General features: G+C 67.2%; 11 protein-coding genes. 1 reads left to right on the top strand and 10 read right to left on the bottom strand.

What is annotated here, in order from left to right; translation table 11 throughout:
- Positions 1 to 1,142 precede the first annotated feature (1,142 nt).
- The 5 genes from FXN61_RS37575 to FXN61_RS37555 form a co-directional block, all read right to left on the bottom strand.
- Positions 1,143 to 1,961, bottom strand: coding sequence for a hypothetical protein (locus tag FXN61_RS37575; protein ID WP_167978687.1), 819 nt, complete (start codon positions 1,959 to 1,961; stop codon positions 1,143 to 1,145).
- 16 nt (positions 1,962 to 1,977) lie between these two features.
- On the bottom strand, positions 1,978 to 2,262 hold the full coding sequence (locus tag FXN61_RS37570) for an acyl carrier protein (protein WP_167978686.1): 285 nt from the start codon (positions 2,260 to 2,262) through the stop codon (positions 1,978 to 1,980).
- A gap of 33 nt (positions 2,263 to 2,295) precedes the next feature.
- Complete coding sequence (locus tag FXN61_RS37565) at positions 2,296 to 4,020, bottom strand: fatty acyl-AMP ligase (RefSeq protein ID WP_167978685.1); 1,725 nt, start codon at positions 4,018 to 4,020, stop codon at positions 2,296 to 2,298.
- A gap of 115 nt (positions 4,021 to 4,135) precedes the next feature.
- A complete protein-coding gene (locus FXN61_RS37560; RefSeq protein WP_246292479.1) occupies positions 4,136 to 4,936 on the bottom strand; it encodes a hypothetical protein in 801 nt (266 codons plus the stop codon).
- 116 nt (positions 4,937 to 5,052) lie between these two features.
- Entirely contained in the window at positions 5,053 to 6,273 is a 1,221-nt protein-coding gene (locus FXN61_RS37555) for an NACHT domain-containing protein (RefSeq protein WP_223165776.1), read from the bottom strand.
- On the opposite strand from FXN61_RS37555, the gene FXN61_RS37550 reads away from it, so the two are divergent.
- On the top strand, positions 6,236 to 6,922 hold the full coding sequence (locus tag FXN61_RS37550; protein WP_246292478.1) for a CHAT domain-containing protein: 687 nt from the start codon (positions 6,236 to 6,238) through the stop codon (positions 6,920 to 6,922). The two genes, FXN61_RS37555 and FXN61_RS37550, sit on opposite strands and share 38 nt — an antisense overlap.
- Before the next feature lie 139 nt (positions 6,923 to 7,061).
- Here FXN61_RS37550 and FXN61_RS37545 read toward each other — a convergent pair whose 3' ends face one another.
- From FXN61_RS37545 to FXN61_RS37525, 5 genes are all read right to left on the bottom strand, one after another.
- A complete protein-coding gene (locus FXN61_RS37545) occupies positions 7,062 to 7,268 on the bottom strand; it encodes a hypothetical protein (RefSeq protein ID WP_167978683.1) in 207 nt (68 codons plus the stop codon).
- A gap of 78 nt (positions 7,269 to 7,346) precedes the next feature.
- Positions 7,347 to 7,973, bottom strand: a complete 627-nt coding sequence (locus FXN61_RS37540) for a hypothetical protein (RefSeq protein WP_167978682.1) — start codon at positions 7,971 to 7,973, stop codon at positions 7,347 to 7,349.
- Between the two features lie 2 nt (positions 7,974 to 7,975).
- Positions 7,976 to 8,533: an SMI1/KNR4 family protein gene (locus FXN61_RS37535; RefSeq protein ID WP_167978681.1), complete on the bottom strand. Its 558-nt coding sequence runs from the start codon at positions 8,531 to 8,533 to the stop codon at positions 7,976 to 7,978.
- The gene (locus tag FXN61_RS37530) at positions 8,508 to 13,904 is read right to left on the bottom strand and encodes an RHS repeat-associated core domain-containing protein (protein ID WP_167978680.1); all 5,397 of its coding nucleotides are present in this window, start codon (positions 13,902 to 13,904) and stop codon (positions 8,508 to 8,510) included. Before FXN61_RS37530 ends, FXN61_RS37535 begins: the two co-directional genes overlap by 26 nt.
- The gene (locus FXN61_RS37525; RefSeq protein WP_167978679.1) at positions 13,829 to 14,878 is read right to left on the bottom strand and encodes a LamG-like jellyroll fold domain-containing protein; all 1,050 of its coding nucleotides are present in this window, start codon (positions 14,876 to 14,878) and stop codon (positions 13,829 to 13,831) included. The genes FXN61_RS37530 and FXN61_RS37525 overlap by 76 nt, the downstream gene beginning before the upstream one ends.
- Between the last annotated feature and the right edge of the window lie 497 nt (positions 14,879 to 15,375).

Below are 15,375 nucleotides of genomic sequence, written 5' to 3'. Positions count from 1 at the left end.
CCGGCCTCCGCCACACCAGCCGAGACTTCACCCGACCACTCACACTCCTCGGAATCCACCCCTGACCAGCACCGACACGACTTTGCCGGAACCCTGGGGTTGTGGTCGAGGGCATGGCCGAGCAAGGTGTGCAACTCCGCGGTGTCGATGATGTGTGCCCGCGAGGGAAAGACTCGATGGAGCATGACGTTGTGGACTTCAAGTGATCAGTCCGAACTCGACCGCGATGACGAGCACGAGCCCGGCCACGCTGGGCTGGATGAAAGCCAGTCCGAGCGACCAGCACACGCGAAGTACGCGGCGGCGAGCATGACCACGTGCTGTCCGAACCATGATTGACGAGCCGGAGGGCCAGCCGTGCGCCGTCACCCATCATCCCCACGACGACATCCAGCTGTCGGGATCCACGGTCGTCCCCTCCACTATCCCTGCGTACCAATCCTGAGCAGGCGATTCAACGCATATTTGGCGGGTTCCCAACGCGCTGTGATGAAGCTGGTGCCAGCACGACCCACCCGAATCCATCCGGATTCCGGATCCATGAAATGCACCGAAAGGGAATCGTGATGGCATCAAGACTCATCCGCGCCGGAGCATTGCTGTCTGGCATCACAGTGATCGGGATGCTGGCTCTAGTGGCGAGCCCGGCGTCCGCCGAACCCGGTTCAGGTGCCACTGCGGGGTCGGTCGCCGCGACGGCGACAGGTTGGCAGGCATGGGGTCCCTGGGTACCAGCAGGGGGCGGCAAAAAGTGCCGAACCTACGTGGACGCCACTGTGGTCGGGAATCGGATTCTGTTCGGCGGGCAAACCGAGTGCACCGGCAACCAGATCATCCTCGGCGTCTGGCTCGCCACCCGGGGACCGGGGTCCGGCGTGAAGAAATCGGCATGCCGGGGGTTGACGACCCAGTGCTACGTCTCCAAATATGTGACCAACCCGCGTGGCCGGCAGCAGTGGAGTGCCTCCGCTGTCGGAACCAGCTCGAATCTCGAGGTACCCGCCGCTCGCATCACCTTCACCGCATAGTCAGGTAAAGCGGCTGGCAACCATCTCACCTCGATGACCCGCTCCCATCGCGCCCTCGCACTCAGCCCGTCTCACCAAGATGAGCTGGCTTGTGGGACGTCAAGTGGCGTCGACTCAGCTTCCCCATGCGGGGCTGGTGTTGGGAGGGTAGGGAGAGCTGGAGGCGCCGTTCACCCAGCCATTCACGTCCTGCCCGTCCCATTCCAGCAGTGTCTCGGCGTTGCGGATGCACATGCCGTAGTCGAGGCTCCCGAAGAGGCGGCTGACGGTGATCTGCTGATTGAGCTGCTGGTATCCCTTGCCTGTTTTGTACTCCATCTGCACCGTGGTTCGGAGCAGCCCGAGGCGCAGATCCCCATTCACCACGGTCAGGACCCCCTGCTGCACATTGCTGTCCTTCTCCTGCTGCCCGTTGTTCTGGACCGCCAGCTGGCCGATCTTCTTGATGGAGTTGATGACGCCGGTGAGCGTGTCCGCCGTCACCAGCCCTCCGACCAGCTCGGTCACCGCCGAGATGGCCGGCGACAGGGAGAGGGACGAGATGGACACACTGCGGCTGTCGCCAGTGATGCTGGTGAGGAACGGCATCGTTTCGAACTGAAGTTCGAAGATGATCCACCGAATGAGATCGAACACCGTGGATGACTGATCGAAGCCGGCGGAGTCCTCGGTCTTGCGCAAGATGGTGGCGGCCACGGACTGCCATGAGCCGAAGGACGCCAGCGGCCCCAGGCTGGGCAGCCCACTGTCATCCCCGCCACAGGCATTGCCAACCCCTGTCTCCTGGTTGCTGTCATCGTCGAGCTCGCGGCCGTCAGGGCCCAGCAGTTCGAGCTTCGCCAGCACCTCGGGTGGGGGCGCCTGCCTGCCCTCCGCCCAGATGGCAATCTCCAACGCTTCCCGCCGCAACTGCTCTTGAATCAGAGTGCTCACGGTCGTCCTCCGGCAGTCAGGATGGGCGCGCGGCGTCCTGCTCGCGCGACTCGCAGATCAACCGCTCGATGTCCTGCACCGTCTGTACCTGGGGGATGGCCTCGAAGCCCAGGTTGACTTGGAAGCCCAGTTCGACCGCGCCCAGCAGGCGGAGGAGCGTCATGGAGTCAACCCCTGGCAGCTCTCTCACCATGGTGGTGTTCTTGATCTCCTCGGGACACTCGGCGCCGCCGAGGTCCAACTTCTCGCGGATCAGGGAGTACAGCCGCTCTCGCTCGTGGCGGGTCAGACGGGTGTTCATGGCAGCTCCTCATTGAGGGTGTGTGGACGGTGTTCAGCTCGCCTGGTAGAGCGCTCCACCACGGAGAGCTCCCTCGAGATATTGCTGCCGTGTCTTGCTCCGCTTCACCTTGCCGCTGGAGGTCTTGGGCAGCTCCCCTGGCGCCAGCAGGAGGATCTCCGCCACGGGCAGGGACAGCTTCGTCTGGATGTGGCCGCGGACCTGCCGCGCCACCGCGGCGGCGTCCCCCCCGCGGAGCTCGGCGACAATCACCACCTCCTCGGTAGCCCGGCCTGGCCGGGTGAAGGCCACGACGTTGCCCTTGCGCAGGCCGGGCACCTCGGCCGCGGCCCACTCCACCGTCTGGGGGTCGTGATTGCGCCCATTGATGATCAGCAGGTCCTTCTTGCGGCTCGTCACGTAGAGGATGCCGTCCGCCAGGTATCCACAATCCCCCGTGCGCAGGCCGTGAGCCGTGAAGCTCCGCCGGGTCGCCTCCGCGTCACCGTGGTAGCCCGCAGCCACGCTCGGCCCCTGGAAGACCACCTCGCCGATGTGCCGCTCCGGGAGCGGATTCCCCTCGTCATCCACGATGAGGATTCGGTGACCCGCGATGGGGGGTCCGCAGGGCACGAACGCCACCTGCGACCCAGGGACCTCCGCCTCGGAGGCGGGCCGCGCGAGGCCGCTCGCGTGGTAGGGCTCCTTCTGGATGACGTCCAGGGCGAGCGGAACTCCGATCTCGCTGAACGAGATCGCGAGCGTCGCCTCCGCCATGCCATAACACGGCACCACTGCCCCCGGCCGCAGCCCCGCCGCCGCGAAGTGCGCCGCGAAGGAGCGCAGCGTCTCCGGGTGGTTGGGCTCGGCGCCGCAGCCCACGACCCTCAAGCAGGACAGGTCCAGCCGCTGGATCTCCTCAGCCGAGGTGTGCTTGACGGCCAACGCCAGGCCGAAGTTGGGCGCGAAGGTCACGGTCGCGCGGTGGCGGCTCACCGTTTCCAGCCAGAGCCTCGGTGAGAGCGCGAAGCGCAGCGTCGGGAGAAAGCTCACCGGGCAGCGCGCGATCAGCGGCGCCAGCACGAAACCGACCAGCCCCATGTCGTGGTACATGGGCAACCAGCTCACGCCCCGGTCTCGCCCGCGTTCGAGGCGAAGGGCGCTGATGATGGCCGCGCAGTTGGCGAGCACGCTGGCGTGCGTGACCCGCACTCCCTTGGGGGCCGCCGTGCTCCCCGAGGTGAACTGCAAGAACATCACGTCCTCCGGGAGGATCGCCTCGGGCTGCGGCGCACTCCTCACCAGTGGCTCGGCGAAGAACTCCTCCGAGACGACGGCCCGCAGGCCCTCGACCGCCTGCAGGAGCGGGTCCAGCAGGTCCGCCAGGCTCCGCGGCATCACGAGCACGCGGGCTCCCGCGGCGCGGAGGATGTGGGCGGCGTCCTCGCAGTACGCCTCGAACTTGCTGAAGCCCATGGGCGGGTACATGGGGGCAGGGATGACGCCCACCGAGACCGCGCCCAGGAAGGTGAGGACGAACTCCTGTTCCTCGGGGACGATGAGCGCGATGCGCTCTCCCTTGCGCAGGCCGCTCTGGAGCAGCTGGCGCCCCCGGCGCAGGGCCTCCCGCGACAGCTCCGACCAGTTCACGAAGTGCTCGCGCCCGTCCTCGTGGATGAAGGTGTAGCCACTGTCCGAGTGGCCGAGGTTCTCGGCAAGGACCTGGGTGAAGGTCGAGGCCGTCGCTCCCCCGGGAGGCAGCGCTTCTTTGGAGAACACGGGACCTGCCTGGGGTGAAGGGCTCCCAGGGCGGCAGCCCCCCGCGTGGACAGGCTGTCCACGCGGGGGGCTCACACCGGGAGTCCGGTGGATTGCAGAAAGGCCTTGAACCGACTTACTGGTTCCAGGCGGGGCTCTGGTTGGGCGGCAGCGTGGCGCTGTCCGTCCCGCCCGCCCACTGATCCACGTCCTGGCCATCCCACGCGAGCAGCGTGCTGGCGTTGCGAATGCACTTGTCGAAGTCGAGCACGCCGTAGCCGCGGTAGACGTAGAGGCTCTGCTGCAGCTGCTCGTACCCCTTGCCCGACTTGTACTCCATCGCCACCTCGGTCCGGACGGCTCCGAGGTAGAGCTGGCTGGCATGGCGCGACAGGACCCCGACCTGCTGGTTGCTGTTCTTCTCCGTCTGCCCTTCGTTCTCGAGCGCCAGCGTGCCCATCTTCTTGATGCTCGTCACGATGCCGTCGAAGTTCTCCGGCGTCATGATGTTCTGGATCAGGTCCGACACCGCATCGACGGCGTTCTTCAGGGAGAGCGAGGAGATGGACGCCTGGCGGTTGTCATACGTGTACGTCAGGAAGAACGGAATCGTGGAGAACTTCTGGAGGAAGTTGTTCCAAGCGACCGGGTCGAAGTTCGAGCTCCCCGGGTTGAAGTTGCTGAGGGTCTCGGCCTTGTGCACGATGGTGCTGGCGACGGACTCCCACGTGCCGAAGCTCGACAGAGGCCCCAGGTCGGGCAGCGAGCTGCCGTCTCCCACCGCGTTGTTGCCCACCGCCTGGTCCTTGCTCCCCGTGTCGAGCGGGAGCTTGGACATCGTGGCGGCGTCCGGCTCGGGGGAAGGCATCTCCCACAGCGCGATCTCCACGGCCTCTCGGCGCAGCTGGGACTCACTGATCTTGGTCATGACTGTCATGACTGCTCCTTGTCTACGGGTGAGGTGCTCCACAGCGAGATGAGACGACGTTTGAAGAGGGGGCTCAGCTGTTCCAGGCAGGACTGCCATTGGGCGACACGGCGTAGCTGTCCGTGCTACTGACCCAGGCATTTACGTTCTGGGGATCCCACGCGAGCAGCGTGCTGGCGTTGCGAATGCCGGCCTCGGTCGACGTGGCGCGGCGGGAACTGAGGCGCACGGTACGCATTCACAGTGCACAGAGCGCGTAGGCCGTGAGAACTCAGGCGCAGCACGTTCATCCGACTGGGGCAGCGAACCACCCCTGTGCGTAACAGGAGAACAGGCTGTGAGCGAGTCGGCGTCGCCGCCTGCCGGTCCACGCGTGCGGCGGACAAAACGGCCAGCCCTGTGCTCGGTTGTTGGCGGCTCCGACGAGTTGAACGCGGCCGCTGCGGCGCGGATCTCATCGCGCTCGCCGCCCACGGGCAGCTCCACGTCGCCGTTATGCGGACGCTGCCGCGCTCGCGGACATCACCACCGCGCGTGATGAGAAAGTCGATCACAGAGTTGCTGGACGTGAGCGGAGTCAGCGACAGAAGCGCGTGCAGATGACTGTCGTCTGGTTGCGCTCCGCTCACGCGATGGTATCGAGAAGATTCACTCACGTGCAGGTCGTTGAGGATGCGCCAGGTGAACCGTACTACCAGGTACTCGCCGAAGGTGGCGTGCAGGAACTCGTAGGTACGCAGCGTCTCCTCTTCGCGGATCGCTTTGGCGCACTGCACGAAGAAGAATCGGCCGACGATCCGGTCTGCGTCGCTCAGCGGCTTGCGCATCCCGTACGGCTTCGGCTGAGTCGCGCCGAGAAGGGCCTGGAGATCGTCGTCGAGGTCACTCGCGGTGATCCATTGCGCACCCCGGCGGAACATCGCGAACGCGACCACGGACAAACGCTCGAGTTCCAGCTCGACGTGGCGGTCGGGCGTTCGGGTGTCCTCGGAGGTGGGCACAGCGCCTTTGTTGATCTCTCGGCTGGCGAACCTGTAGAGAAGCTTCTCGTACAGGCCCGCGCGTCCGAGACTGTCCTGGTGGCGTTGCAGGGCGTTGTCCGCCGCGTCGTAGAGCGCGAGCATCAGCAGGAGCAATGGCTGCACAGCCAGATCGTGATGTGCCATCACGGTTTCCGCGGCCAGCGGCGCGATGCCCTGTTGCTTGAAGTAGCCAACGTTGGAGGCGTTCCACACCTTCAGCCACGCGGAGATGTTGTCCTCGGTGAAGGGAACCAGGCGCACCACATCGGTGCCCGCGGGGATGCGCATGCCGCTGGAGACGCTGATGCGGCTCGTGACGAGCACCGCGACAGGCCGTTGCATGCCGTGGAACCTGTTGCCCGGCTTGAGAGGGCGGCCGGTGACCGTGGCGGTGTCCGCGTCAGTGTGGTTCAGGGCCGCGAGCAGTCCGAGGTCGCCTGCGGCCGCCGGGCCGCTGCTCGTCGCCGGGCCGAACCTGTTACACACCGAGGACGAGGTGCGCAAGGTCGCCGAGGTGTTCCCCTCCAGCACTGTCCTGTGTGGACCTTCCGCCACCGTCGCGGCGACGTTGGGCGCGCTCGACGGCAGGCGCGATGTGCACTTCGCCGCGCACGGTCACCACGAACCCGGCAACTTCCTGTTCTCCCGCCTCGACCTCGCCGACGGGCCGTTGATGGCCTACGACATCCACCAGCTGGACGCCGTCCCGGCACACGTGGTGCTGTCGTCCTGTGACATCGGCCGCAACGTCGTGCGCACCGGCAACGAGATGCTCGGGTTCACCGCCGCCCTGCTGTACAGCGGCACGTCGACGGTGATCGCCGGAGTCCGTCGCGTGCCGGACGACCTGTCGTTGCAGGTGATGTCGATGTACCACCAGATGCGCGCCCTCGACGTGCGCCCGGTGGCCGCACTCGCGGCGGCGACAGAGAACGGACCGCCGGTACCGCTCGTCTGCTTCGGTTGCGGATGACCTCCTGCGGACCGCCTACTCCAATTCTTTGATCTTTAGATCGACCGCTGTCCGCAGCCGGGCGACGGGCGACGGGCGAGTTGACTACCACTGTGGGCCACTATCGCTGGACTGCCGGGCGGGCATAGCGAACGCGCTGTCATGCCCATGAGCGGACACTGACGGCTCGTGGAGACTCGTGCAACTGGATGGCGGGGTAGGTCGGCAGCGGCGCTGGCGGTTCCACGATCCCGGCCCGGCAGATCTCGGCGGCCGTGAACGTCATCCCGAACGCCTCGACCTTGAGGTCGAAGACGTAGATGGCGGCACCGAGGGCCAGGATGACCGCTGGTCCGGGATCACGCATGTAGCACCCTGCGCCGCCGCGGCACCCGAGACCGTCGGTCGGCGATTCCTTGACGGACCCGCCCGGAGTGACCGCAGGTCAGTTCGGCAACCCCAGGTCACGCAACGAGATCTTACGCACTTGGGGCGAACGTTTCTCGGAGATCCTGAGCCACTCACATTCCTCGATCGGCCGGAACCCGGCGACGGCTCTAACGTCCTCGACCGGCCCGAGCACGCGGCTGTGCAGGCTGCCTGTGACGAACCCGATCAGGAACTCCACGGCCCCGCAGTCGAACTCCTCCACCACCGGGGCGTCGTCATAGCCCCAAATGCCGCCGCTGGAGACCGCGACCGTCCACTGTTCCGGATCAGGCGACCGGCACACCCAGAACAGCCCCTCACGATCCGCCCGCGCCCACGGGACCATGCCCTCCGGCACGTCCTCCGGGTGCTCCCGCCTCCAGTTCTCCGTCTCCTCCATCTCGACCTCGAACTGGTGCAGGTGGTCCGGCACCCCGTCCACCCGGTAGGGCGGTTGCACCATGACGCCAGACAGGACACCCGGCGCATCGAACGTACCCGGCGGGAACACCGCGTGAAGGTCGCGGTAGTCGGACGGCAGCTCGAAGCCCAGCTTCGCGTGGACCACGTCCCACGAAGTCTCCACATAGGACCGGCCAGTCCACCCCGTCACCTCGGCGAGTCGCCGCACTGCCTCATGCACCGCTACCGCCCCGTGTTGTTCGGCGCGCCAGGCAAGTCCTGGGAGGTCCGGTACGCCGGCGCACCCGGCTTCGGTGCGAGAAGCTTGCTCGGCAGCTTGCCGCGCACCAGGGCGATCAGGAACCCGACCGCCCCCACGTCGTACTCCTCCCAGTTGCCGTCCGCACCCCAGGCGACCACGGGCCACGAGTTCGGATTCCCCTCGTCGGCCAGCCAGAAGAGCGTGCCGCCCATCGGGTGGTCGAACTCGGCCCATGGAATCAGGCCGGGAAGCTCCGGAAAGGCCGCGTACGGTTTCTTCCGCCCGCTCTTCAGCGACAACATCACCTCCCGGAACAGTGCGAGCAGGTCGCCCTCATGCCCTCTGAGGGTCGGCGCGTTCATCGACACAGTTCCGGCGTACTCACCCATCGGCACGGTGTCCAGCAGCGCCTTGTAGTCGTCGGGCAGGGCCAGCCCGAGCAGGCGCTCCGTCACCTCCCAATCGGGTTGCCACTTCGGCAGGCCGGACCAGCCGACGACATCAGCCAGTACGTCAACAGCCGCTGAACGGGATGCCACTGGAGGCAGCTCCTAGCTTGTTCACATTGGGAATGTAAGCGCGACAGGTCCAGCCATTCTCGCCGACCGCGTTCACCACGATCCAGTCCGGCCTCGGGTTGTCGGCTGTGTAGACCGGCTTAGCGCTCATGAGCACCGGGTTGCCACTGTCCGCCTGGGCGGCGATTGCCGCCTCGACCTGCTTGTACATCCAGCCGTTGTTCGTCGGGTCCTGGTGACACGGCACGAAGTTGCGTAGATCGGTGTTCGACCCGTTCAGCTTGTGGCCGATCAGGTGGCAGCGGTTGATCTTCTTGCTCGTGTCCAGGCCGAGCAGGTTGAAGTTGAGCTTGACACGCGGGTCCTTGTTGGACGAGACGACGCAGGCCATGGCGCCGGTCGCTCGGCGGCCACGCGTGCCGTTCCAGATCACCTCCTCCCGCTCCTCGTAGTACTGCCAGTCTTGGCGGCAGCTGCCACCGCCGTTCTGGGTGCTCGTCGGTGGGAGTCGCGGGTCGTCCGCCTCTCCGGGCCCCGGCTCGGGGATGCGCTGGGTGACCGTCTGGCCGCCCACCACCGTGACGAGGATCCTGCTCGAGTCGTCGATGAGCTTGCGGATCTCCGGCGAGAGAGTCGCGCCCGACGGAGGCTTCGGCAATGGGGTGAGAGCGTTCTTCAGCACATTCGCCGCAGCGACGATCTGGTCCAGTTCCTCCTTGCTCGGCCCCACGGGCGGAACCGGGCAAGGCCTGGCTCTGCAGCCCCCCGACCCTGGGTTGGGAGGCGCGGGTGGGTTCGGCGGCGGGGTCGTCTTGCACGACGGGCCGGTGCAGCGTGGCCCGGGATCCCGCTTGCCGCAACCGACGCCCGCACGGCAGACCACGTCCTCGTAGTTCTCACCTGGTCTGCCCACGTACGGGTTTCGCGGTCGCTGGGTGGGCGCGTTGGCGGTTCCTGTCCCGATGGCCATGCCGATCACGACGCCGCCGACGATCACGGCACCACCCATCAGCATTGCCGGCCACATCGGAGCCGTTGCAGTCACCAAAACGCCGGCCAGGGTCACTTCAACTGCACTTTCGAGGTGGCCGGTCGGGTCCGTCTTGTTGAGCGGGTTGCCCGTCACGTAGGTGTAGCGGTTGTAGGCGGCGTGCCCGGACCCGCCGGGCCCGCTGATGTCGTCGCGGCTGGCGAACGTGCCGGTGCCCGGCGTGTACCAGCGGGCGGCCCGGTTGACGCGTCCGGTGGACGGGTCGGCCCACCCTGACTCGTAGCCCAGCGCGTGCGTGGCTCCGGTCCGCGCGATCACCTCGCCATGCGGGGTGTACGAGGCGGAGGACGACACCGCACCAGCGGCCGTGTAGGTACCGACCAGGTCGGTGTGCCGGTCGGTGTAGGTCAACGCGCTCGTGCCGTTCTGTGTGAGACCGAGCAGTTCGCCGCCCGGCAGCCGGCTGTAGGACCCGGTGCCGTCCGTCGCGAGGTTGTTGCCGAGGTCGCTGTAGGCGAACCCGGCGCCGATGCGGCGGTCGAGGGCGTCGTAGGTGTAGGTGGCGCTGCCGTCGCTCACCAGGCGGTCGAACGCGTCGAAGCCCTGGTTGACCGTCGTGCCGCCGCTGGTGGTCGACTGCAGCGTGCCGCGCGCGGCGTAGTCGAAGGACTTGTCCCCCGACGTGAGCAGGCGGTTGCGCTGGTCGTAGGTCGCCGTGACTGCACCGGCGGTCAGGCGGTTGCCGTTGTTGTCCCACGTGTAGGCGACCTGGTTGGTGCCGTCGTTCCACGAGGTCAGGCGGTTCGCCTTGTCATAGGTGTAGGTGTTCGCCGCCGCGCCGGCCAGGCCGTTCGTGGTCTTGCTGGTGAGCCGGTCCGCCTTGTCGTAGCCGTAGGCGATCGACGCGGTGGCCTGCCCTGCCGGGTTCTTGACAGTGTCGGTGACGACCCGGTTGAGGTCGTCGTAGGTGTAGGCGCGGGTGCCGTTGCCCGTGCCGTAACCGACGCTGGTCGCACGACCGGCGTCGTCACGGGTGAACGTGGCGGTCGAGCCGGTTCGCGGATCCAGCGCTGCCTTGATGCGGCCGACCGGGTCATAGGTGTAGGCGGTAGTGCCGGCCGCGTCGACGCGTTGCACGAGACGCGACGCGTCGTCGTAGGTGTAGCTGCCGGTGCCGGACGGACCGGCCATGTTGAGCAGGTTGCCGCGGTCGTCGTAGGAGTAGGTGTTGGTGCCGGTGCCCGCGCTCGCGGACGTCACCCGGCCCGCGCGGTCGTAGCCGAGCACACGGTCCGGAGTGGACGCCGCGGTGCCGGTGCCGGTCTCCTTGGTGAAGTTGCCGAGCGCGTCGAAGGTGCGTTGGCGGACAACGCCTCCCGGCTGCGCGAGGCGGATCGGCCGGGCCATGGCGTCGTAGCTCGTCGTCCACGTCCGGTTGTTCGCGGCCGAGTGCATGGCCGTGACGGGCTCGATCACCGACTCCGGCAGGTTCCACGAGGTGAAGGTGGTCGTGGTGACGTTGCCGTTGCCGTCGGTGCGGCGGGTCTGGTTGCCCGCCGCGTCGTAGCCGAAGCCGATCGTGATCGACCCCGACGCGGTCACCGGGTCGGTCTCGGAGACCAGCCGGTTCAGCGCGTCCACCTGCCTGGTGGTCGTCGCACCTTCGGCATCGGTCAGCGCCGTGACATTGCCCGCCGCGTCATAGCCGGCCGACGTCGACCGCAGTGCCACTCCGGCGGCGTCGCGCCAGGTCGTGCCGATCGCACGGCCCGCCGGATCGTAGACGGTGTCCGTCTTGAGCCCCAGCGGATCCGTCGACCGCGTGACGCGACCGGCGAAGTCACGCACGACCGAAGACGTCTTGCCGACGGGGTCCTTTGTGGACGTGACCTCACCGAGACCGTTGTAGCCGAACATTGTTACCGCGTTGTCCGGCGCCTTGACCGACGCGATCGTGCCCGAGTCGTTGTAGGTGGTCGTCGTGGTCAGATTCCTGCCAGGAGCGGGGAACCGCTCGTGCACCGTCGAGGTGACCTCGCGCCCGAGGTCGTCGAAGGTCGACGAGACGACCGCGCCGGTCGCCCCCGTCGCGCCGAGCAGCTCGCCCAGCGGTGTGTACCGGAACGTCGACACACCGGCGGGATCGGTGCCGACGACCGGATCCGTGCGCCGGGTGAGGTTGCCCAGCACGTCGTAGGCGTACCCGGTGACACCACCGGCCGCGTCGGTGACCGACGTCGGGCGATCCAGCTTGTCGTAAGCGGTCGTGGTGACCGAGTTGACCGCCGTGCCACCGGGTGCGGTGTAGGCGGGCAGGGTCGCCGTGGTCGGCCTGCCGACCTTGTCGAACGCCGTGGTCGAGATGTTCCCGTTGGGATCCTTGACGGCGACGACCTCACCGAACGTGTTGTAGCCGGTCGTGGTCACCGGACGGATCGTGCTCGCCGCCGCCCCACCAGACTCGGCCGACACCGGCGGCGCGGTCTGCGTGACCACCCGCCCGTACGCGTCAACGGCGAAGTTGGTCGTGAACTGCGACGCGGTCGCCCCCGCGGCGTTGCCACGCGGGTCGGTCGACGAGATCGGCAAGCCCGCCTGGTCGCGGATCGTGGTCGACGCCAGCGTTTCCGCTCCGTTGCGCACGGCCTGCCGCACCGGCCTGCCGAGCGCGTCGTAGCCGAACTCGACCACCTCGGTACCCGTGCCCGCGCCGTCGGTGCGGGTGACGGTGACCGGGTTGTCCAGCTTGTCGTACACGGTGTCCGTCGACCGTGCGGCACCCGCGGGATCACCGACCACGCGGACGGGGTTGCCCGCCGCGTCGAACGTCCGCTCGGTCACCACACCGGCCTTCTCGGTGCGGATCTCGTTGCCCGCGCCGTCGTAGACGTGGCTCGAGAGCGTGATGTCCCGGCGACTGCCGTCGGGGTTGCGGAAACCGGTGCGCACGGTCGACGACAACAGCCGGTCGTCGAAGTACTTGTACGCCGTCGTCCTGCCCATCGCGTCCGTGACCGAGGCGAGCCTGCCCGCCGGGTCGTAGGCACGCGACTCGAACGTCACGTCTCGCGCGGGTTGCCCGTCGCCATCGAAGCCCTTGACCACCGTGGTGGCGTGCTGGTTGGTCGGGGTGTAGGTGAAGACGGTCTCGTGGCCCAGCGCGTCCACGGTCTTGGTGACGTTGCCGAACTGGTCGTAGAAGTAGCCCGTGACCGCGTTCTCCGGATCGGTCACCGCCGCCACACGGCCCCGGTCGTCGTAGGTGTATGACGTGGTGCGGGCGGCATCGTTGCCGGTGACGTCTTCGAGAGAGCGCGAGGCGAGGGTGCCGTCGGGGTTGTGCGTGTTCTTGACGCGCAACTGGTGCGCGGTGCCTGACACGGCGTCGGTGGTGGACGGACCGGTCGTCGTCAACGGGCGGGAAGCTCCGTCGTAGGTGGTCGTCGTGGTCACCGAACCGCCGGGCAACGCTGAGGACAGCACGGTCTCGCTCACCGGACGGCCGATGCCGTCGTGCGTGTACCTGGTCGTCTTGCCCGCCGGGTCGACGGTCTCGACCAGGTCACCGAACCTGTTGTACGCATAATACGTCTTGACACCCGCGGCGTCCGTTGTGGACTTGAGCAGGCCCGGCGGCTGAGTGCCGGTGCCCGCGAACGACGGCACCGCCTCGCTACCAGCGGTGTACTGGTTGCTCGTGACCGCACCTTCCGGCGCGGCAGCGGTGCTCGGCCCGCGGACGCTCTCTAGGTCACCGTGCGCCGTGTAGGAGTAGGTGGTCAGGAACGACGTGTCGTCCTTGCTCGCCGACCGGGGGTCGCGCGAGGTCAGCAGCAGGTCGTTGCGCGGGTCCGCCGGGTCCGCGGGGTTGAGGAAATAGCTGTAGTACGCGGTGTTGCATTGCGAGGCGCCGCGACAGGTGGACTGCGACACGAGGTTGCCGCGGTCGTCGTGACCAGTGGTGGTCGAACTGCCGTTGGCGTCGGTCACCTTCGCCATGAAGCCGCGCGCGTCGTAGTCGAAGTACTGCAAGTCGCGATTGGCGTCGGACTTGTAGATCAGCCGGTCCCCGTGCGCGTGGTCGAACCCGTAGACCTGTTCGTTGTGCGAGGGGTCGTAGACCTTCACCTCGTGCTTGTCGCCCTTGCCGCTGCGTTGGCGCGCCATGACCTCGGGTCCGGTCAACGGCCGCGAGTGGAACGCCAGGTTCGAGATGGTGCCGTTGAACCGGCCCCAGTCGTCCGCCGGGCGGTTCGGGTGTGTGGCGGCGCCCAGCCACCCGGCGCCGGTGTAGACGAATCGCTCGTCGTCGGCGTAGGTGCCGTTCAGGTGGCCGACGACCTTGCCGTCCACGTAGAGCACCTGGCTCGTGCCCAGCCGGCCAGCGCCACGTGATGCCACTGACCGTCGTTGACCGGCTCCACTGTGGACGGTGGCTCGCCGGACGAACCGTAGCGACCGCGTAGCTTGCCGTCGGCGCCGATGTAGAGGACGGCGCGACCTGCCTGCGGTGTGCCGTCACCGATCGCGCGGTCGGAGGTGCCGAGCAGCACCCCGCCCGCCTGGGAGGTCGTGTTGAACCAGAGGTCCGTGCTCAGCTGGGCGCGGCCGTGCAGTTGCCATTCGGGCAGCTTGGTGTGAGAAGACGTGCCGTTGAACGTGCCGGACGTACCGTTTCTTGTCATCAGCTTGGTGTCCAACTGGACGTTGGTGAACGTGGCGTTCCCGACCTGCGGATCCCGCACCGCGGCGCCCTGGCCGAACGAGAAGAACCCGTGTGGCGCGTCGGCGCGCACCGCGTTCTTGTAGTTGTCTTGAGATGTGCGGGCGGCGTAGTGCCCGCTGACCTGAGCCGGTGTCAGTGCCCGCCGGTAGAGCGCGAGATGCGTCAGCGATCCCTCGAACCTTCCGTCCGCGTCAACGGGCTCCGCCGGCCACTCCGACTCCTCCGTCGTAGCCCAGCCGACGTGCAGCTGCTCGTGGACGTCCCAGTCCGCTCCGGGTTGGGTTCCGACGGCGGACCCGTCGAGGTAGAGCGTCTGGCTGCTGCTGGAGGTGGCGAGCACGGTGTGGTGCCAGTTGCCGTCGTTGACCGGATTGGTCGATGTGATCATGGCCATCTGCCCGTCGGAGACCCGGCCACGCAGCTTGCCGTCCGTGCCCACGTACAGCACAGGCACCGAATCCTGACTGTTCGTGTTGGACCAAGGAGTGCCCGTTGCAAGCAGCGCGCCGCCGGTCGTCGAGCTGGTCTTGAACCACAGCTCGATCGACGCCGTCCGTGCGCCCGACACGGGATAGCTCCCAACAGTGCTGTAGTTCCTGGGGAACGTCGCGGCGGGCTCGCCGAACGGCCTGGTTGCGTCGTACCCCAATCGTCATGCCACAGATCGAGTTGCAGGCCGCGGGTCGTGCTCGGCGCAGTCTCGTCGGCGAACCAACCGGAATCCGCTTTGCCGAGAACCTGCCACTGGTACTCCGACTGTTCCTGGTCCAGCCAGTGGCCTTTCCCGTAGTCGGTGACCGGTTGCGTGATCTGCCACGAGCCACCGTTGCGGTCCCGCACGTACTTCGCCTGACCGATGCCGCCTGTGTCGTAGGTCACCTGACCGCTGATGCGGCCGGCCGGGTCCGTGATGGACTTCAGCCGCCACGCCTTGCCTGCGTCGCTCCACATGTACTGCGAGGACGTCGCGTCCGAGATGGAGAGGTGACCGATCTGGCCCTTGAAGTAGCTCCAGGTGCCGGTGGGTGCAGCCGGCCAAGCCGACTTTGGGGTTGTCCCCGTTTGCCGGACACGTGGTTTTCACGCGGCGTGGGCCGTGCGTGTTTCGGCGGGGGTCCGGTGACCGTTTGTCGAATGTAGACGGTC

Origin of the sequence: Lentzea indica (genome assembly GCF_012184385.1) — a bacterium.
Lineage (GTDB): Bacteria > Actinomycetota > Actinomycetes > Mycobacteriales > Pseudonocardiaceae > Lentzea > Lentzea indica.
Note: the sequence above shows the minus strand (reverse complement) of the source record. Positions and strands in the feature narration are given on the sequence as shown.